The following is a 17,970-nucleotide window of genomic DNA, read 5'->3' on the forward strand; positions in this document are numbered from 1 at the left end:
TTTTGTCAACTAAGTTTCATTAATTTTATCCCATGATTTCTCACCAAGATTTTCAAGAATTAAAATTTAAAACCTTAAAATATTTTTGGGGTTACGATACTTTTCGTGATGCTCAGGAGGCTATTATCGATTCTGTTATTAATGAAAAAGATACCTTAGTCCTTCTGCCAACGGGTGCGGGGAAGTCCCTTTGTTATCAGCTTCCTGCCTTGTTAAAAGAAGGAACCTGTCTTATTATATCTCCGCTTTTAGCATTGATGAAGGATCAGGTAAGCCAGTTAAAATCAAGGGGAATTGAAGCAGAATATCTATCGTCGGAACTTGATGAATACGATGCTGAAGGCATCTACGACCGTTGCAAGGAAGGTTTAACGAAAATGCTGTACATCTCTCCTGAAAGATTGACCAACAAGCAATTTCTTCAGAACATTGAGGAAATTCAACTTTCATTTATTGCGGTGGACGAGGCACACTGTATTTCTGAATGGGGTCAGGATTTCAGGCCAAGCTATCAGAATATTAAAGAATTCAGGAAAAATAATCCGAAAATTCCGTGTCTGGCCTTAACAGCAACAGCTACTCCGAAAGTGCTGGAAGAAATCAAAGCAAAGCTTGAACTCAAAAATCCGCAGGTATTTCAGAAAAGTTTTAAACGTGACAATATCAGAATTTTCACTGAAGAAGTTTCAGATAAATTTCAGAAGGTTTATGACATTTTAAAGTTTACCCGCGAATCGGGAATTGTTTATGTAAGAACCCGCAGGGAAGCTGAACTTCTGTGTGAATTTCTCAAAAGAAATCAGTTAAAAAATGTAGACTTCTTTCACGCAGGCCTTACAGCAAAGGAAAAGAATGCGAAACAGATGATCTGGAATAACAGTGACAGTCAGGTTTTAATTTCCACTAATGCATTCGGAATGGGGATCGATAAAGATAATGTTCGGTTTGTCATTCATTATTCTCCGGCTCCTTCTATCGAAAACTATTACCAGGAAATCGGAAGATCCGGAAGAGACGGACAGGAAAGCTTTGCCTTTTTGCTCTGGGACAAGCAGGAACTTTCAAATTTTGATGATATTTTAAAAAACCAAACTCCCAATAAAGCTGAATTTTTAAGAATCCTTACTTACCTCTACTCTATCTTTCAGGTTGCAGAGTTTGAGTTGCCAGAAAAGGTTTTCCAGCTCAGCCTCAGCGGGATTCAAAATTTTACCAAATTGTCTTCTGCGAAGATTAAGAATGTCTTAAACTTCCTTCATAATCAGGAAATTATTTATTTTAATGATCATAAAAGCCTGTCTTCTCTGCAACTTTTGATGCAGGCAGACGAAATTGATCAGCTTCCTCATAAAGATTCGTATTTTATTGAATTAATGCTTCGTACTGTTTCCGGAATCACTACACATAAAGTGATGTTCAGCGAGCAGCAGGTAAGCAATAAGATTGGCGTAAGCGTTCACTTAATAAAAGAAAGATTAAAAGAACTTCAAAAGAAAGGCTATGTAGAATATGTGGACGGCGCTTTATCAAGCATTAAATTTTTAAAGCCCCGCGATGAAAGGCTTAACAATTCTCAATACTGGAAACTTTTTGAGCATATTCAGAAAAATAAAATACAAAAATGGGAAGAAATGAAATTTTACATCGAAGATAACAGCTATTGTAAAATGAAGCTTATTCTTACTTATTTTGGTGAAAAAAAATCTAAAAACTGTGGGAAATGTTCCGTTTGTGAAAAAAACAAGCAATCCATTTTCGGAAAGAATATTTCAGGGGAAATTATGAATATACTGGCTAAAAAACCTTGCACCATTGAAGAGTTATCCATTCAGCTAAACTATCAGTCCAAAGAAAATATTTTGGAAAATCTTATTTACCTGTTAGATTCCGGGAAAGTAAAAATGTTGAATTTCAGAACGTATGCGATTGCTTAATATGAGTAATAATTATGGATAAGAGGTTTAATAAATTTTTATTTAATTTTTAAGAGAATGTTTAAATTTTACTAAGTAAATTTTTTATAGTTTTTTCTTATTTTTCTAAATTAAATAAACTTTGTTTATTCTTCAATTTAACATTAAGAATTTCAGCGAGTTATACTTATATCAATTAATTGATTTTTATTAAGTTTTTAAGCTAAAGGGGCCTTAATTTATTAATGTTAAAAATAAATTATAGATTTAAACAGATTCTAAATCTTTTAATCATTTGATAAAGGCCTTATCTTTACAGCATGAAATCATTAAGAGTCGTTTTTTTAGGCACTCCGGAGTTTGCCAAAACTTCTTTGGAAGCCATTCATCATTCTCATCATGAAGTGGTCGGCGTCGTAACCGTAGCAGACAAGGCAAGCGGACGTGGGCAAAAAATCAATCAGTCGCCGGTGAAAATTTTCGCCGTAGAAAATAATATTCCTGTTTTTCAACCCGAAAAATTAAGAAATCCTGACTTTCTGGAAGAATTGAGAAAGCTGGATGCCGATGTTTTTGTTGTCGTGGCTTTCAGAATGATGCCGAAAGTACTTTTTGAAATGCCGAGAATGGGAACTTTTAATCTTCACGCTTCGCTGCTCCCGGATTACAGAGGAGCTGCTCCTATCAATTACGCTGTGATCAACGGGGAAGAAAAAACAGGCGCTACGACATTTTTCATTAATGAAAAAATTGATGAAGGAAATATTCTTCTTCAGGAAGAATTGTCCATTTTACCTGATGAAAACGCAGGAAGTCTTCACGACCGGCTCATGGAAATGGGTGCCAAACTTGTAGTAAAAACACTTGACGGACTGGCCGAAAATACTATTACCGAAAAACCTCAGCCACAGGTTGAGCAGCCTAAAAATGCGTACAAAATATTTAAAGAGGATACCAGAATAGATTGGTCCCGAAAGTCAAAAGAAGTGCATCAGTTTATTTTGGGAATGTCACCTTACCCTGCAGCTTTCACAACATTGAAAATTGGTGAAGAAGAAAAAGGACTGAAAATTTTCGGTGGTAAATTTGAAGTTTCAAATCATGATAAGGTAGCAGGAACGTTGGATATTTCAAAAAGTGAATTTAAAATTTATACCCAAGACGGAATTTATTATCCTTTGGAATTGCAGCTTGAAGGAAAGAAAAGAATGAATATCAAAGACTTCCTGAACGGATTCAGAAGTTTTGACGAAATAAAAATGGCTTGAGAAATTCTCAAGCCATTTTTATGTGTTGTTAATGGTCAATTTGCTCCGCAAGTGAATGGTTAATCTTAAAGACAAACGCCAATTTTCAGTCTAATGGAAAAATTCACAAATAAAGTAAATTGACCATTAACCATTCACTTTTAAAGCTGCACCATCTCCGTTACCTCAACATCATAACCGCCAACCTGAGGTTTAATATTGGTATTTTGAGTGATTACTTTAAATTTATTGATTCCAAGATTCTTTAAAATCTGGGTTCCGATACCGTAATCTCTGTAATTGTATGCCAATGTCGGATGCTGAACCTGCCCATCCTGATAATTCAGGAACTGTTGAAGCTTTCTTAAGGTATTCTCAGAATTAGAAACATTATTAATAAAAATAATAGCTCCTTTTCCGGCTTCATTCACCATATTGGTTACTTTTTCAAGCAAAGGCTTTTCACCGTTATTTAATCTTGTCAGTACATCAAAATACGAGTCGGAAGACTGCACTCTAACGAGAACCGGCTCGTCTACCGTCCATGAACCTTTCGTTAAAGCAAAATGAATCTGATCATTTGAAGTTTCCCTGAAAGCAAAGAAATCATAGTCTCCGTAAGCTGTCTTTACTTTTCTTTCTTCAATTCTTTCAATAAGATTTCCTTTTTTAAGCTGATAATGAATCAGATCTTCGATAGAAACAATTTTCATATCATGTTTCTGTGCAAAAGCATAAAGTTCCGGCAAACGTGACATAGAACCATCTTCATTCATAATTTCACAGATCACGCCACCTTCCTTTAATCCTGCAAGACACGTAAGATCAATGGCAGCTTCCGTGTGGCCGGCTCTTTTCAGAACACCTCCTTTTTTTGCACGAAGCGGGAAAATATGCCCTGGTCTCATGAAGTCCGTCGGCTTCGAATTTTCGTCCATTAAAGCTAAAATCGTTTTTGCCCTGTCTGCCGCCGAAATACCTGTAGAAGTTCCGTTTCCAAGAAGGTCAACCGATACGGTAAATGCGGTTTCCTTAGGATCGCTGCTGCGGCTTACCATTACTTCAAGTCCAAGCTCGTCACATCTCTTTTCAGGAAGCGGCATACAGATCAGTCCTCTTCCGTGAAGCGCCATGAAGTTGATGATTTCGGGTGTCGTAAGCTCAGCGGCACAAAGAAAATCACCTTCATTTTCTCTGTCTTCATCATCTACTACTATGATTATTTTACCATTTTTAAGGTCTTCAATAGCCTCCGGAATAGTATTCAATTTAATATCAGACATTTTTACTTTAAATTTTCGCAAAGATACTCATAAAATAAGCATCTCCCAATTATGATAAGGGTTTGTTATATTTTTGATATAGCGTCTTTTGCTTTTCTGAAAATGGTATAGGAATCAAGCCTTTTCTGATGGTCATAAATATGAGAATTAATCATCAGTTCATTTACATTAAATTTCTCCTGGAAGCTTTTTAGCTGTTCTTCAATTTCAGACTGATCTCCAATTAAAGTATAACGCAATTTCTGTAACACCATCGATTTTTCCATCGGCGACCAAATCTCATCCATCGTATCGACCGGAGGAGCAAAAGGTTTTCTGTCGTTTCGGATAATATTGATAAATGCCTGGAATAAAGTGGTGGAAATTTTATGAGCTTCTTCGGAAGTTTCTGCTGCTACCCCATTGACACAGGCGATAATATAAGGTTCGTTTGAATATTTTGAAGGTTCAAAATTCTGTCTGTAGATATTGAAAGCCATCTCCATCTGCTCAGGAGCGAAATGACCGGCAAACGCGTAAGGAAGTCCGAGTTCCGCAGCCAGAAAAGCGCTATCAGTGCTGGATCCTAATATATACAAAGGAATATCTAACCCTTCACCCGGAATAGCACGCACTAAAGCATCGCGGTTTTCTTTCGAAAAATATTTCTGTAATTCTAAAATCTGTCTTGGAAACTGCTGATTGATAATTGCCGGATTTCTTCCTAAAGCCTGCGCCGTAAGACCATCGGTTCCGGGGGCTCTTCCCAGACCAAGATCAATCCTTCCCGGAAAAAGTGATTCCAGGGTTCCGAATTGTTCGGCGATTACTAAAGAACTGTGATTAGGAAGCATAATTCCGCCCGATCCTACTCTGAATTTTTTGGTACCGTTGGCGATAAAGCCGATGAGAACAGAAGTTGCTGAGCTCGCAATACTTTCCATATTGTGATGTTCGGCAAGCCAGAATCTTTTATAATCAAGACTTTCAGTATGATTTGCCAAAGACAAACTGTCCTGAAAAGTATCGTGAATGGTCTTTTCCTGTTTTACGGGTGCAAGATCAAGCACGGATATTTCAAAATTTTGCATAATTTTTAAATTTATAGTCTTTTAAGACCAGACAAATTTAAAACTTATTATTCGCATTAGTTACTTTTTGTAATTGATAAGACTTATCGATGAATTCAGGGAAAAGCTATGGGAAGAATTTATTTTTATCAATCATTTAAAAATGCGATCCGTATCGAAAATTTCAAATGAATAGATAGATTGTATTACGAATAGGTATAATATTCTGTTTATATAGATATTACATGTAAAACATTCACACAATAAATATTTAACAATAAAAAAATACATAAAATGATTAATTAATTATAAAAATATAAAAAAATTGCGAATTAATTCATTTTTATTAAATTTGATTCAAATATTTACAAATTATGAAAAACGTTATTCAAACACAGCTTACTCCCGATTTAAAAACACAAATCGACACTAAAATTGCAGAATTAGAAGCTTTATTCCAGGGAAAACTCGTTGCTTTAGACGCAGATCAAAGAAAATTTTATGGACTCATTAATGAACAAAACAAACTTTTTGTAAACAAAGTGAGAGACTATAAAGCCAACCAACCTCAGTTGAGTGCCGGTGATGTAAACTGGGATGAGTTTGAAAACGATTATCAGGCGCGTGTTTTCTTAGAAACAAGAAAAGAGAAGTTAGCGAGCCTGGTCTATCAAATGGAAAGCACCAAGATTTTACATGATTACGACAATTACAATGATGCATTAGACGATTATGCATACTCCCAATACAAAAAAGGAAGAGAGGTCATTGGTTTTGCAGAAAAGGTAGCCGAACTGAAACAGTTTTTCCCAAGAACGCCAAAAAGCAGTACCTCTGAAGATAAAAACAAAGCTGATTAGTGTTATTTAGCACTTATACCTAAACATTTAAGTCATTTGATGATCCGTTTAGGTCTTTTTGCTAAAGTTTTAGGTGTTGGGGTTAAAATTTTAGGTCTTTCGGTTAAAATTTTAAATGATTTGGCTAAAATTTTAGAGACTTTCATTAAAGATTTGAGAAAAAACAAAATCAGACAGTTTTAGCGGCTGTCTGATTTTTTAGAAAATAGTCCATAGGATGAAATGATCTCAACTTAAGAGCCTGCTTTGGGAAATAAATAAACAATTAATAATCATTAAAAACACAACTTATGGAACGAAGATTAGTCTATGTGCTGAGCAGAGAGTTCGACAGTCCTTTGGGGCAAAATAGCCTGTTTTATGAAACTTTTGTAGTACCACCAGAAAAGAAGGCAACTTATCCACCATCAGAAAAATATACTATGGTTCATCATCAGGCTGTTTTTTGCGAAAGTGGAACCGAAGTTTTTGACAAATACGAAAAAGACCCTATTGAGCCTGATTATTTTACCATCTATTACGAAATGGTTTCTAAAGATACCAGTAATTTTTTTGGAACTGCGTGTAGAGTGAAAATGGGAGATTATGCAAGAGAGCAGTTGATAAAGCATTATTACAGCAAAGGAAAAACGATCAATTACGATGGAAATACTTTAGACAGAAGCGTATCGGATTTCAATAGCCTTATGAAAGTGATTGCAGAAGATTACGGCATTGATGCTACCCTTTTGAAAGGGGCTATATATTTGGAAATCTTAGACAGAAATAAAATAAACGATACCTTTAAAAAAGTATCTTCATTGAACAACCAATTGGCAGATTGGTTAAAAGGAGGTATAGAAGCTACTGAAAAATGGAAGTTTACAGAAGAAAACTACGATTACATAAAATACTACGTATTGCCAATGTATAGTAATTTTCAAAATAAAATAGGCGCAAGTGGTTTTCCACAACAGGAAGTTAAATACAAACCTATTATCCCTGTTCCTTTTCCCAACAATCAATATAAGAATATGTCTGAGTCTCCACATATTGTGGCAGCTGGTTTGAAAAATCTTAAAGATTTTGTCACTTCATTCGATAAAATTTCTACTGCCGTTGTTTATAAAACTGTTCAGGCTACCCCTACTATTGAAGATGATGTTCTTTTTGCTGTTACTTATTTGGTAAAAAACATCCTAGAGGATAATATGCCGGAAAGTATCAAAAATATATACAACAAGCTGAAAGCTGTTTTTGATGATTTGTTGAATGTTGTTTCAGGAATTGAAAATTTTATAAAAGCAGAACTTAATAACGAGATCGCTAAAATTAATGCTTTCTTGTGCGGTTTAATCAATGGGCTTATATCACTGGTACAAACGATCATTATGCTTTTGGCAATGGTCGTTGAAAAATTTCCAATTTTTGAAATAGAAAAAAGCAGTCCTTTGGAATTGGCAAAACATCAGGAGGAACTTGAATTTATAGAGGATTTTGTAGATTTATTTGCAAAAAACTCTAAAGAATTTTTTGATGGTATTAAGAATCTTTTTAGTGATGGGAAGATATGGAGAGAAATCTCTCAGTTTTTTGATATGCTGAAAAAGAAATTTATTCAAGTAAAAGATTTAAATGAATATTTTTGGGCATATTTTGTTGGTGGAGTTGCTTTTGAATTGATTTTAGATGCTATTATTGCTTATTTTACAGGAGGTAGCTCTTTAGTTGCGGAAGCATCTGCAAAAATTAGTCGGTTGACAACCAAAGCAGAACAGGCAGGAGCCAAAGCTATAAATTTTGGAAAAGGTCTAGGGAAGAAAGTTGCCAATTCTGCAAAAGATCTTTATAAATGGCTGGAAAAGGAGTTTTTAGACTTAATAGAAGCAGTGAAAAGTGGAAATTTTGCTCTTTATTTGAAGAAAAAATTCTATGAATTAATAGATGATGTGGAGGGTTTGCGTAAATTGGCTTTTGGAAGATGGCTCAATAAATTTGACAAAGGTTTTTTCAATCATTTAGATGGAGAATTTAATACAAGTTTACTTGAGCGTATACAACCTTCCGGTTTTAAATATCTTGACGAGTTTTTGGTTTCACAAGGTGGACACAGAGGTTCAGCTATTCTCGACGGAATTATTGATGTAGAAAAAATAATAGAACCTGAAGGAATTTATTCTATGGCACAATTGCCCGACGATGTTCCTTTTAAGGCTAAAATCAGTATAAAATACAAAGATGGCTATTTGGTGAAAAATGCGGAATCTTCTATGTTCCCTAAAAATTGGGATGTTAAAAGAATACAGGAGGAAATTGCATATGTATATGAAAATACGGTAGCTAAAGGACAAGGAGTAAACCCAGCCTCATTGGGCAAAAAATTTAAACAATATAAGTTCAAAGACTCCTCAGGTAGGTTTGACATATTAATTGAAGTTGATGATGCAGGAAATATTATGAATGCATATCCACTGCTGTAAAATAAAAATATTATACAAAATGAAATATACATTTAAAAAAGATATGTGGGGAGACACAATCTTACACTCTATTCAGAGTGAAGAAAGTACTATAAATCACTTTGGTAGTTGGAATTGGACTGCACAAAAAATTCAAAATTTAATTGATGGTGTAGAGCAAAGTAAAGACAAAGAACCTGATGAATCTTTTGACTGGCAAAACGAGGATGTTTTCTTCCGAAGCAATAAATATGGAGTTTTCTTCGTAGACCTTATGAAACAAAGAGCAGGTGAAAAATCTAAAAAACAAGACTTAGATTTAGAACACGATGAGTTTATTAAGTTTCTGCAAGACTTTAAAAAATTTGTTAAAGAAAATAGTTGATAGCCACGTATTTATAGGCAACGTTAGTATTATGAAATCATCAAAAATAATGAGAGTATTTATCAGTATAAAATAATTTGTTAAAAGGGAGCTTTTGTAGCTCCTTTTTTATATCAATTTTAAGAGAAAAGTACCCATTTGATAACAATAAAATTTCAAAAGAAATTGGATAAGGTGATAAATAAAAATCTCCAACTTTTTCATTTCAGAGATTAATTATTGGATGAGCTAGGCTGGAAGGGGAAATCAGCAAGCAAGCGTGGGAAATTCCTGGGAAGAGAATACATGAACAACAGGCAGATGAAGGCTCTTGAAAAATATATTGCGGAAACTTTGGGGGATGTAGGAGTAGTTATGCGAAAAGGAGAAGATAAATTTTTAGATGCCAGTGGAGCTCAGGCAGGTTTCTCTCCAATGAGCAGAGAGCTATTCTTTAGAAGAAGATTTACTTTTTATGAGGCTTTTCACGAGATACAACATGCTTTGGAATTTAAACTATTGGGAAAAGAAGCGTATTTGGAGGGAATGTTTGGAACAAGGATTGAGCAATTACTTAGAAAATATAAAAGAGAAAAATATGTATATGATAAAATAATGGAGAAAAAGTATTTATTCAATGAATTAGAACTAAATGATGCTGAAAGAGTACTTAATAGTGTGAAAAAAGAATTAGAATTAATAGGTATTGATTATAAAAAATTATAAATATGGAAAATAAAGAAAAGGTTATTGAAAAGGCACTGAAAATATTAGATCAGTTGAAATTTCAATATGGGAATTCTGAAGAGGATTTAGAGTTTATGAAAAAAACACTCCATTACGAAAATGTGAAAATGTATGATGGAAAGGTTTGGGAAAGTTATACATTTGTTATTTTTCATAATGTTTTCGATTTACCAGCAATTTATCACTGTATTGTAAACGCAGAAACTTTACAACTAAAGGGTATTCAAGAAGATTTAGGAGTACAAGAAATAATTTATGATAAAGAAGGTAAAGCAATAGGCACAAAATTCATAAGCCCCTCATTTCCTTATGACAAGCAATAAGTAGGCAAAACCGCTCAAGAAATTGGGCGGTTTTTTTGTTAGAAAGTTGCCAATTCTACGCAAGAGCTTTATAAATGGCTGGAAAAGGAGTTTCTGGAAATGCTGGAAGCCATAAAAAGTGGTAAAGTTGCGGAATGGATTAGAAAGAAAATTGATACTATATTTGGAAGTGGTAATAGGGTTCATGATGAAGTAATTGAGGATATTGAGGAGCTTTTCAGAAAAATTAATGACGGTTTTGGATTCGATGGGGGCAGGTTGTTAACTATAAAAGAGATTAAAAAACTTCGAAAATTATTAAAGGAACTTTATGATGTAGATTTGAAAATCGTAGATAAGGACTTTGGAATGAAGCAAAAGCTTAAAGACTGGAATGCAAGAGGTGTAGTAGGTTCTTTCAATCCAAGACTTAAAACTATGTTTTTGCGTTCAGAAGTTTCAGAGTTAACCGTTTTTCATGAAATGGTTCATATGAAAACCTGGAAAAGATTGTCACCTGAAGAGTATGCCAAACTACCCTTGTGGGAAGATGAAACAATAGTTTGGGATGCTATCTGCAAAACAAAAGATAAATGGACTAAAAGAGAATTAGTTGATTCTTATGAATATGTAAATGATAGAATTAGAATACCAATGGGGCAACCGAAGTTAATTATTGACGAAATGGAAGAATTGGTGAAATTAAAAAAATTAGGAATGTTAAAATAAATTAGAAATGAAACATACAGAAAAACAAATAGAGCAAATTGCAAAAGATATTTTAGAAAAAACTAACTTTATCTATGACACTAAAGAAAAAATGATTATTCGTGAAAATGAAGATTTATATTTGGATGGTAAAAAAATTAACTCTTGGAATGTATCTATATTTTTTGGAGAAGAAGATTGGGGCAAAAATCAATTAGCAGGACTTGTAATTAATGATGATAATGGGCATCCTATTTATTTACAACATAGTTTTAATAGTTTCATATATTATAAAGTTAATGATAATGGAGAAATAATAACAGAAGTGAAACAGGGTAGCAAATAGAATGAAACATACGGCAAAAGAAATAATTGAATTATCTAAAAAAATTCTAAATAATTCTGGATTCGGTTATGATGACGAGAATCAAATAAAGTGTGTAGAATTAAATGAAGATTCTTTTTGGGTTATAACAAAAATCAAAACATTTGGCAGATTTCTTTTTTATGGGAAAACAGGATTTTGGTAAAAGCAGAGGTGCTTTCCTATATGTTGATGATAAAAAATTACCTCTTTTGTTAGTTCATTCACTTGGTCAATCTAAAATTACCTATTCTTTATTAAATGATGGAAAAACCATTATTAGTAGTACTAATGTAAAGTTTACTATTGAAGAGTAAAAATGAAAAAAACAGAAAAACGACAGCAAGTAATAAAAGCAACATTAAAAGTGCTAGACCAGTTAAAATTTCAATATGGAAATACACCCGAACATATTGATTTTATAGATGCTATTTTTTATGAAAAACAAAAGATGTATGACGGTAAAGAATGGAGTCATTATAGTGTAGACTTTTTTCATGATGTATTTGGTATTCCAACACCATATTATGCTGTTGTAGATGCAGAAACGATGAAGGTTAAAGGAATACATGTAGACCACGGAGTATTTGAAATTATTTATGATAAACAAGATAAGCCTGTAAAAATGAAATTCATAAGCCCCTCATTCCCTTATGACAAGCAATAAACAGTATAACCGTCTAAGAAATTGGGCGGTTTTTTTGTTAGAAAGTTGCCAATTCCGCGCAATATCTTTATAAATGGCTGGAAAAGGAGTTTTTGGAATTGGTTGAAGCGATAAAGAGTGGTAGATTAGCCAATTACTTAAAGACCAAATTTAATCAACTATTAGGTCGAGAAGAAGAGGTTTTTGATGAATTATTGGATGAATTGGGATGGGAAGGGAAATCAGCAAGCAAGCGTGGGAAATTCCTGGGAAGAGAATACATGAACAACAGGCAGATGAAAGCTCTTGAAAAATATATTGCGGAAGTTTTGGGGGATGTAGGAGTAGTTATGCGAAAAGGAGAAGATAAATTTTTAGATGCCAGTGGAGCTCAAGCAGGTTTCTCCCCAACAAGCAAAGAATTGTTTTTTAGGAAAAAGTTTACTTTTTATGAGGCTTTTCACGAGATACAACATGCTTTGGAATTTAAACTGTTGGGGAAAGATGCGTATTTAGAAGGAATGTTTGGAACAAGAGCAGAAAAAGCAATAAGAACCTATAAACGGGAAAAATGGGTTTATGATAAAATAATGGAAAAGAAACATCTATTTAATGAATTGGAATTAAAAGATGCAGACAGAGTTTTAAACGAAGTAATAAAAAAATTAGAATTAGAAGGAATTAATTACAAAAAGTTATAATAAAATGGAAAAGATAGAAAAAGAAAAAGAAATAGTAAAAATTGTATTAAAGGTATTAGACGAATTAAAATTTAGTTATGATAAGAATGAAGAAGAGCTTGAATCTATGACTGCATATTATAATAAAAAAGAAAAAATGTATGATGGAAAAGAATGGGATTATTATAGCGTTTCCTTTTATACAGAATACAATGAAGTAATGGGAGATGTATTTCTAAGAACTTGTTACGTAGATGCAGAAACTATGCAAGTAAAAGGAATACATGGAGATCATGGGGTTTGGGAAATTATCTACAATGATAAAGGAATAGCTGTAAATAAAAAATTTATAAGCCCCTCATTTCCTTATGACAAACAGTAAAAAATGGAAAATCAATTAAGAGAAAAAATAATAGAAAATGCGCTAAAAACATTAGACCAATTAAAATTTCAGTATGAAAATACAGAAGATGAATTAGAGCATATGAAAAAAGGATTATATCTTGAAAAGGGAAAAATGTATGATGGGAAAGTATGGGAAAGCTATACAACAACAGTATATCATAATGTATTTGATATTCCAAAAGCATATTATTGCATAATAGATGCTGAAACTTTACAACTAAAAGGTATCATGGAAGATTTAGGTGTACAAGAAATAATTTACGATAAAGAAGGTAAAGCAACAGGTACAAAATTTATAAGCCCCTCATTTCCTTATGACAAGCAATAAGTAGGCAAAACCGCTCAAGAAATTGGGCGGTTTTTTTGTTAGAAAGTTGCCAATTCCGCGCAAGAGCTTTATAAATGGCTGGAAAAGGAGTTTTTAGAGTTAATAGAAGCAGTAAAAAGTGGAAATTTTGCTCTTTATTTAAAGAAAAAATTCTATGAATTAATAGATGATGTGGAGGGTTTGCATAAATTGGCTTTTGGAAGATGGCTCAATAAATTTGACAAAGGTTTTTTCAATCATTTAGATGGAGAATTTAATACAAGTTTACTTGAGCGTATACAACCTTCCGGTTTTAAATATCTTGACGAGTTTTTGGTTTCACAAGGCGGACACAGAGGTTCAGCTATTCTCGACGGAATTATTGATGTAGAAAAAATAATAGAACCTGAAGGAATTTATTCTATGGCACAATTGCCCGATGATGTTCCTTTTAAGGCTAAAATCAGTATAAAATACAAAGATGGCTATTTGGTGAAAAATGCGGAATCTTCTATGTTCCCTAAAAATTGGGATGTTAAAGTATAGACAATTGCGGCGGAGAATCTTAAATCTTGACTGGCAAAATACAGAAATCTTTGAAGAGGATCTGGGAACCTCAATAATAATGACACTACCAAACAAAGGTGATCAGTGCTATTTAGCACACAGACCTAAACATTTTAGTCATTTGATGATCGCTTTAGGTCTTTTTACCTTCCGTTTAGTTCTTTGGGTTAAAGTTTTAGGTCTCTGGGTTAAATTTTTAGGTCTTTTGGTTAAAATTTTAAATCATTTGGCTAAAATTTTAGGTATTTTCATCAAAAATTTAGCAAAAATGAAATCAGACAGTTTTTGGCAACTGTCTGATTTTGTTTTAGAATTAGGATCAAGTTTCCCAACATTTTTTATAACACCTATTGATCCATTCAAGGAGAGCAATTGGAAGTGATTTTAGCCTGTATTTTATTTCAGATAATCATTGCATTAAATTCATGTCAATTTTTGTAAATGAATTTGCATACATTCAAAGAATTAGTAATATTGTAAAATAATGTTAAACCATGAAATCAAAATTACTTTTCCTTTTTGCGATATCGCTTTTATTGATTAGCTGTAACTTTAATCAAATTTATAGAGACCGTGAATCTGATAAAGCTGACGGAGAAAAAATTCCGCAAAAATTTTATTGGGAAGTCCGGTATGGAGGGAATCAGGATGATATTTATAAATTGTTCGGTGAAAAATTTTTCTCTGTCACTACTAAAGAAAAACTCACAGAACTCTTAAATATCACCAGTCAGATCGGCCCCGTACAGGAATATAATCTTACTAAATGGCAGACCTTAGTTGTAAAAGGAAGCAACTCTAAAAGTGAATATGTGTTCACTTATGACGTAAAAAGAGGCACTGAAAAAACGCAGGAAACCTTTACCTTGGAAAAAGATAAAAATGGTACTATCAAAATTGTCGGATATCGTGTCAATCAGGACTTATTGAACAAATAAAAAAAGGATGGTAAATTATAAATTACCATCCTTTTTTATGCTAAGAAAATTTTTATTTCATTCCTTATATCGTTTAAAACTCATCTTCTGCTTTAGGTCTTTTTTATTCTGAAGCACAATATAATCGTTGTTAAGTTCTTCAATATCAAAAGATTTCTCCTGCCCAAACATTGTAATTTTAATGATTTTATTAGACTTTTCAATCTTATAAGTTCCCTGCATACCGCCAATCAGCGCTTTGGTTTTTCCATTTTTCATTTCCAGCGTTGCCGTACTGTCTTTGTTAAAGGTAAAAATTCCTGTTGAAGTTGTATTGGCAAAAAAATCCTGAGACCAGGAACCAATTAATATATTATAATCAAAATCATCCTTTTTATCAGAATTCAAGAATAATAAAAGAAAAAAAGTAAATAAATATTTCATAATAATTAGTATTTAATTATAAAAATACAAAAATTATCTATCGCTAGATATTTAAATTTCAATTTCTATAGCTTTGCTTTCTCTTTCAGATAATTAAAATGATTGATCAGAATCCTGATTTCATTAAATTCGAAATCACTGGGCAATGCATTTTTCCATTCTGTCAGCGTTTCTTTAGGATCAGATTTAAACAAATTTTCAAAAGCTTTAATTTTATCGGAAGTAATCACCCTTGAAATATCCAGTAATCCCTGCTCAGCAAATTTTGCAAGATGTCCGATCACGGTTTCTTTTACAAGGCCTCTCTCCAAAGCAATTTCTGAAATGGTTTTCCCCTGTTCAAACAACTGAAAGGTGAGAACCTGCGATGGCACTTTCGCGATCTTCATACTCACTTCCTGGTTATTTTTTTCATCCAGAAGCTTGGTTTCCAGCAGGTGAATTTCTTTTAAACTGTTTAAATACTCCTCAATATCCTCCAGCCACACCCTGAATTCTTCATTATATTGTTTTAAGCCTTTAGTCCCTTTAATTTCAGCATAAAAATCTTTCAGCGGACTGAAAACTTTATCCCTTATTTCGGTAAAAAAGAAATTGACAGCTCCTTTGGTTTTGCTTTCTATTTCAGACCATTCTTCTTTCTTTTCGATAAAATTATTAACCTTCTGAGAGATTACCCTTTCCAGCTTTTCAAAAATTTTACCCAGATTCACGATCTCGTGCTTCAGTTGCTTATAAAGCTGATCGGTTTTTAGATGATCGATACTTTTAGTCGCCACAGAGAGCTTATTCCAGTCTTCCACCTCTTTCAAAAGCCATTGAGAATCTACGGTACGAAGCACTTTCCTGATGCTGTAATCATACTTTTCATTATTTAAAATAGCTTCTACCTTATCATTGGCAACCGTATCAGAATGAAAATGCAGAATTCTGTTGTCTTTAAAGATAACTTCAGGCGTAATCTTCGATTTTAATACAATCCCTTCCAGTGTACGGCAACGTGACAGCGCCACATACACCTGTCCGGCCGTAAAACTTTTTCCGGCATCAATAATCACCCTGTCAAAAGTAAGTCCCTGGCTTTTATGAATCGTAACCGCCCAAGCAAGCTTTATCGGAAACTGCTCGAAGCTTCCTAGTACTTCTTCTTTGATGTTTTTATCCGTATCCAGGAAATATTTCTTCTGTTCCCAGACTTCTCTTTTTACTGTGATTTCCCGTTCGCTGCCATCAAGGATGACTTTAATTTCATTTTCATCAAGCGCAGAAATCTCTCCCAGCTTTCCGTTGAAATATTTCTTTTCCCCTGAAATATCATTTCGGATAAACATGATCTGGGCTCCAATTTTCAGGTCTAAAAACTGCTCATTCGGAAACTGATTTTCTTTAAATTCACCAAAAAGCTTAGCCTCATAGGTTTTAGGACTTACCTTTAATTCGTCAAGTTTCTCCTGATTGATATCGTCTGCCATCTTATTGTGGGAACAGAGATAAACATACGGCTCCTCCCCCATTTCAAAATCAGGATCGTATCTTTCATTTAAATGATCAAAATCGATATTGGCTACATCACCATCACGAATTGCATTTAAGATGGCGAGAAAATCTTCATCAGACTGACGGTAAACTTTGGTCAGCTCAATCGTGATCAAAGGGATTTCCTTAATCGCATGACTATCAAAAAAGAAAGGTGAATTATAGCAGATTTTTAAGATATGTTCGTCCCTTACCACCGGCGGAAGCTGATACAGATCTCCGATAAAAAGCATCTGTACTCCCCCGAAACGTTGATTATTCCTTCGGATAAACCTTAGTGAAAAATCCATCATATCCAGAACATCTGCACGCAGCATAGACACCTCATCGATGATAATGATTTCTACTTCTCGTAAGAGCTTCAGCTTATCTTTCCGGTATTTAAAATGCGGCATCAGATCGGCAATATTATTGGCCATACTGGTATCGATGCGGTCTGTGGTGGGCAGAAAGGTTCGCAGCGGCAGCCCAAACATCGAATGAATGGTAACGCCGCCTGCATTAATGGCTGCAATCCCGGTGGGCGCAACAACAATGTGCTTTTTATGGGTGCGTTTTACAAAATCATTGAGAAAAGTAGTCTTTCCTGTTCCTGCTTTTCCCGTTAAAAATACGCTCCGGTTGGTATGCTCTATTAAGTCAAAAAAATCATTATTCATCGCCGCCAAAATTACGGAAAATGAAATGTAAATCCTTACCTTGGCACAACTTTTGAAAATTCTTCAACATAACGAGAGAAAAACAACTTATGAAAATCCCTGTATTCATCTTATGTGCGGCGCTATTTACGGCCTCATGTTCTTCTACAAAAAATACGGACGCCAATTTGCCGAAAGACATTTCCGAGCGTCCGGCAGACGAGAATAATCAGAAATACGAACAGGCACAGCTGGATAAATTAAAAGCTTCCATAGAGTCTGAAATTTCAAAAGAAAAATGTACAGATCCCACTGAATGGACGTTTGCGCCGATGGGTGCAAAAGCATGTGGAGGACCACAATTGTATATTGCTTATCCTAAAAAACTGGAAACTTCAATTTTAGCTAAAATAAACGACTACACCGAGAAGGTGAAAACATTCAATCAAAAATACGGAATCATGTCTGACTGTATGATGATCATGCCGCCGACTTCTATCAAATGTGTCAACGGAAAAGCCGAATTGGTGAATTCTTAAAATTTATAAAAAATCT

At 33.9% G+C, this 17,970-nt stretch carries 22 protein-coding genes; 18 read left to right on the forward strand and 4 right to left on the reverse strand.

Going from position 1 to position 17,970, the window contains the following annotated elements:
• Nucleotides 1-32 precede the first annotated feature (32 nt).
• Nucleotides 33-1,934: a RecQ family ATP-dependent DNA helicase gene (locus BMW64_RS01795; RefSeq protein ID WP_089998132.1), complete on the forward strand. Its 1,902-nt coding sequence runs from the start codon at nt 33-35 to the stop codon at nt 1,932-1,934.
• 299 nt (nt 1,935-2,233) lie between these two features.
• Nucleotides 2,234-3,181 (forward strand): methionyl-tRNA formyltransferase, encoded by a 948-nt coding sequence (gene fmt, locus BMW64_RS01800; protein ID WP_089998133.1) that lies wholly within the window; start codon nt 2,234-2,236, stop codon nt 3,179-3,181.
• Between the two features lie 140 nt (nt 3,182-3,321).
• On the opposite strand, the gene ribB is transcribed toward fmt, so the two are convergent.
• Together ribB and BMW64_RS01810 are read right to left on the reverse strand one after the other, a co-directional pair.
• Nucleotides 3,322-4,443, reverse strand: a complete 1,122-nt coding sequence (gene ribB / locus BMW64_RS01805) for a 3,4-dihydroxy-2-butanone-4-phosphate synthase (protein WP_089998134.1) — start codon at nt 4,441-4,443, stop codon at nt 3,322-3,324.
• Nucleotides 4,444-4,508: 65 nt separating this feature from the next.
• Complete coding sequence (locus BMW64_RS01810) at nt 4,509-5,513, reverse strand: LLM class flavin-dependent oxidoreductase (RefSeq protein ID WP_089998135.1); 1,005 nt, start codon at nt 5,511-5,513, stop codon at nt 4,509-4,511.
• A gap of 353 nt (nt 5,514-5,866) precedes the next feature.
• On the opposite strand from BMW64_RS01810, the gene BMW64_RS01815 reads away from it, so the two are divergent.
• The 15 genes from BMW64_RS01815 (at nt 5,867) to BMW64_RS01885 (ending at nt 14,818) form a co-directional block, all read left to right on the forward strand.
• On the forward strand, nt 5,867-6,352 hold the full coding sequence (locus tag BMW64_RS01815; RefSeq protein WP_089998136.1) for a hypothetical protein: 486 nt from the start codon (nt 5,867-5,869) through the stop codon (nt 6,350-6,352).
• Between the two features lie 290 nt (nt 6,353-6,642).
• The gene (locus BMW64_RS20550; protein WP_177175215.1) at nt 6,643-8,811 is read left to right on the forward strand and encodes an EndoU domain-containing protein; all 2,169 of its coding nucleotides are present in this window, start codon (nt 6,643-6,645) and stop codon (nt 8,809-8,811) included.
• A 19-nt stretch (nt 8,812-8,830) separates the two neighbouring features.
• Nucleotides 8,831-9,175, forward strand: coding sequence for a hypothetical protein (locus BMW64_RS01825; protein ID WP_143052622.1), 345 nt, complete (start codon nt 8,831-8,833; stop codon nt 9,173-9,175).
• 219 nt (nt 9,176-9,394) lie between these two features.
• Nucleotides 9,395-9,880, forward strand: coding sequence for a zincin-like metallopeptidase toxin domain-containing protein (locus tag BMW64_RS01830; protein ID WP_089998138.1), 486 nt, complete (start codon nt 9,395-9,397; stop codon nt 9,878-9,880).
• Nucleotides 9,881-9,882: 2 nt separating this feature from the next.
• A complete protein-coding gene (locus BMW64_RS01835; protein ID WP_089998139.1) occupies nt 9,883-10,224 on the forward strand; it encodes a hypothetical protein in 342 nt (113 codons plus the stop codon).
• 99 nt (nt 10,225-10,323) lie between these two features.
• Nucleotides 10,324-10,932, forward strand: a complete 609-nt coding sequence (locus BMW64_RS01840) for a zincin-like metallopeptidase toxin domain-containing protein (RefSeq protein ID WP_089998140.1) — start codon at nt 10,324-10,326, stop codon at nt 10,930-10,932.
• A 7-nt stretch (nt 10,933-10,939) separates the two neighbouring features.
• Nucleotides 10,940-11,257: a hypothetical protein gene (locus BMW64_RS01845; protein ID WP_089998141.1), complete on the forward strand. Its 318-nt coding sequence runs from the start codon at nt 10,940-10,942 to the stop codon at nt 11,255-11,257.
• Between the two features lie 143 nt (nt 11,258-11,400).
• Nucleotides 11,401-11,592, forward strand: coding sequence for a hypothetical protein (locus BMW64_RS20375; protein ID WP_143052623.1), 192 nt, complete (start codon nt 11,401-11,403; stop codon nt 11,590-11,592).
• Between the two features lie 2 nt (nt 11,593-11,594).
• Nucleotides 11,595-11,942 (forward strand): hypothetical protein, encoded by a 348-nt coding sequence (locus BMW64_RS01855; RefSeq protein WP_089998143.1) that lies wholly within the window; start codon nt 11,595-11,597, stop codon nt 11,940-11,942.
• A gap of 92 nt (nt 11,943-12,034) precedes the next feature.
• Nucleotides 12,035-12,622 carry a zincin-like metallopeptidase toxin domain-containing protein gene (locus tag BMW64_RS01860; RefSeq protein ID WP_089998144.1) on the forward strand — a complete coding sequence of 196 codons (588 nt, stop codon included), beginning with the start codon at nt 12,035-12,037 and terminating at the stop codon, nt 12,620-12,622.
• Nucleotides 12,623-12,626: 4 nt separating this feature from the next.
• On the forward strand, nt 12,627-12,983 hold the full coding sequence (locus BMW64_RS01865; protein WP_089998145.1) for a hypothetical protein: 357 nt from the start codon (nt 12,627-12,629) through the stop codon (nt 12,981-12,983).
• A gap of 3 nt (nt 12,984-12,986) precedes the next feature.
• Nucleotides 12,987-13,334, forward strand: coding sequence for a hypothetical protein (locus tag BMW64_RS01870; protein ID WP_089998146.1), 348 nt, complete (start codon nt 12,987-12,989; stop codon nt 13,332-13,334).
• Nucleotides 13,335-13,505: 171 nt separating this feature from the next.
• Nucleotides 13,506-13,859: a hypothetical protein gene (locus BMW64_RS01875; protein ID WP_177175216.1), complete on the forward strand. Its 354-nt coding sequence runs from the start codon at nt 13,506-13,508 to the stop codon at nt 13,857-13,859.
• Entirely contained in the window at nt 13,846-14,262 is a 417-nt protein-coding gene (locus tag BMW64_RS01880) for a hypothetical protein (RefSeq protein WP_089998148.1), read from the forward strand. The genes BMW64_RS01875 and BMW64_RS01880 overlap by 14 nt, the downstream gene beginning before the upstream one ends.
• 112 nt (nt 14,263-14,374) lie before the next feature.
• The gene (locus BMW64_RS01885) at nt 14,375-14,818 is read left to right on the forward strand and encodes a hypothetical protein (RefSeq protein ID WP_089998149.1); all 444 of its coding nucleotides are present in this window, start codon (nt 14,375-14,377) and stop codon (nt 14,816-14,818) included.
• 57 nt (nt 14,819-14,875) lie between these two features.
• Here BMW64_RS01885 and BMW64_RS01890 read toward each other — a convergent pair whose 3' ends face one another.
• Together BMW64_RS01890 and BMW64_RS01895 are read right to left on the reverse strand one after the other, a co-directional pair.
• Nucleotides 14,876-15,241 (reverse strand): hypothetical protein, encoded by a 366-nt coding sequence (locus BMW64_RS01890; protein WP_089998150.1) that lies wholly within the window; start codon nt 15,239-15,241, stop codon nt 14,876-14,878.
• A gap of 65 nt (nt 15,242-15,306) precedes the next feature.
• Nucleotides 15,307-17,436, reverse strand: coding sequence for a helix-turn-helix domain-containing protein (locus tag BMW64_RS01895; RefSeq protein ID WP_089998151.1), 2,130 nt, complete (start codon nt 17,434-17,436; stop codon nt 15,307-15,309).
• A gap of 89 nt (nt 17,437-17,525) precedes the next feature.
• On the opposite strand from BMW64_RS01895, the gene BMW64_RS01900 reads away from it, so the two are divergent.
• Entirely contained in the window at nt 17,526-17,954 is a 429-nt protein-coding gene (locus tag BMW64_RS01900; protein WP_089998152.1) for an outer membrane protein assembly factor BamD, read from the forward strand.
• Nucleotides 17,955-17,970: the final 16 nt, after the last annotated feature.

Source organism: Chryseobacterium taichungense (assembly GCF_900109935.1).
GTDB classification, from domain to species: domain Bacteria; phylum Bacteroidota; class Bacteroidia; order Flavobacteriales; family Weeksellaceae; genus Chryseobacterium; species Chryseobacterium taichungense.

Bases quoted from the DNA above. Each gene is read 5' to 3' on its own strand.
- BMW64_RS01795 (WP_089998132.1), top strand. From the start codon at position 33: ATGATTTCTCACCAAGATTTTCAAGAATTAAAATTTAAAACCTTAAAA.
- fmt (WP_089998133.1), top strand. From the start codon at position 2,234: ATGAAATCATTAAGAGTCGTTTTTTTAGGCACTCCGGAGTTTGCCAAA.
- ribB (WP_089998134.1), bottom strand. From the start codon at position 4,443: ATGTCTGATATTAAATTGAATACTATTCCGGAGGCTATTGAAGACCTT.
- BMW64_RS01810 (WP_089998135.1), bottom strand. From the start codon at position 5,513: ATGCAAAATTTTGAAATATCCGTGCTTGATCTTGCACCCGTAAAACAG.
- BMW64_RS01815 (WP_089998136.1), top strand. From the start codon at position 5,867: ATGAAAAACGTTATTCAAACACAGCTTACTCCCGATTTAAAAACACAA.
- BMW64_RS20550 (WP_177175215.1), top strand. From the start codon at position 6,643: ATGGAACGAAGATTAGTCTATGTGCTGAGCAGAGAGTTCGACAGTCCT.
- BMW64_RS01825 (WP_143052622.1), top strand. From the start codon at position 8,831: ATGAAATATACATTTAAAAAAGATATGTGGGGAGACACAATCTTACAC.
- BMW64_RS01835 (WP_089998139.1), top strand. From the start codon at position 9,883: ATGGAAAATAAAGAAAAGGTTATTGAAAAGGCACTGAAAATATTAGAT.
- BMW64_RS01840 (WP_089998140.1), top strand. From the start codon at position 10,324: ATGCTGGAAGCCATAAAAAGTGGTAAAGTTGCGGAATGGATTAGAAAG.
- BMW64_RS01845 (WP_089998141.1), top strand. From the start codon at position 10,940: ATGAAACATACAGAAAAACAAATAGAGCAAATTGCAAAAGATATTTTA.
- BMW64_RS01855 (WP_089998143.1), top strand. From the start codon at position 11,595: ATGAAAAAAACAGAAAAACGACAGCAAGTAATAAAAGCAACATTAAAA.
- BMW64_RS01865 (WP_089998145.1), top strand. From the start codon at position 12,627: ATGGAAAAGATAGAAAAAGAAAAAGAAATAGTAAAAATTGTATTAAAG.
- BMW64_RS01870 (WP_089998146.1), top strand. From the start codon at position 12,987: ATGGAAAATCAATTAAGAGAAAAAATAATAGAAAATGCGCTAAAAACA.
- BMW64_RS01880 (WP_089998148.1), top strand. From the start codon at position 13,846: ATGTTAAAGTATAGACAATTGCGGCGGAGAATCTTAAATCTTGACTGG.
- BMW64_RS01885 (WP_089998149.1), top strand. From the start codon at position 14,375: ATGAAATCAAAATTACTTTTCCTTTTTGCGATATCGCTTTTATTGATT.
- BMW64_RS01890 (WP_089998150.1), bottom strand. From the start codon at position 15,241: ATGAAATATTTATTTACTTTTTTTCTTTTATTATTCTTGAATTCTGAT.
- BMW64_RS01895 (WP_089998151.1), bottom strand. From the start codon at position 17,436: ATGAATAATGATTTTTTTGACTTAATAGAGCATACCAACCGGAGCGTA.
- BMW64_RS01900 (WP_089998152.1), top strand. From the start codon at position 17,526: ATGAAAATCCCTGTATTCATCTTATGTGCGGCGCTATTTACGGCCTCA.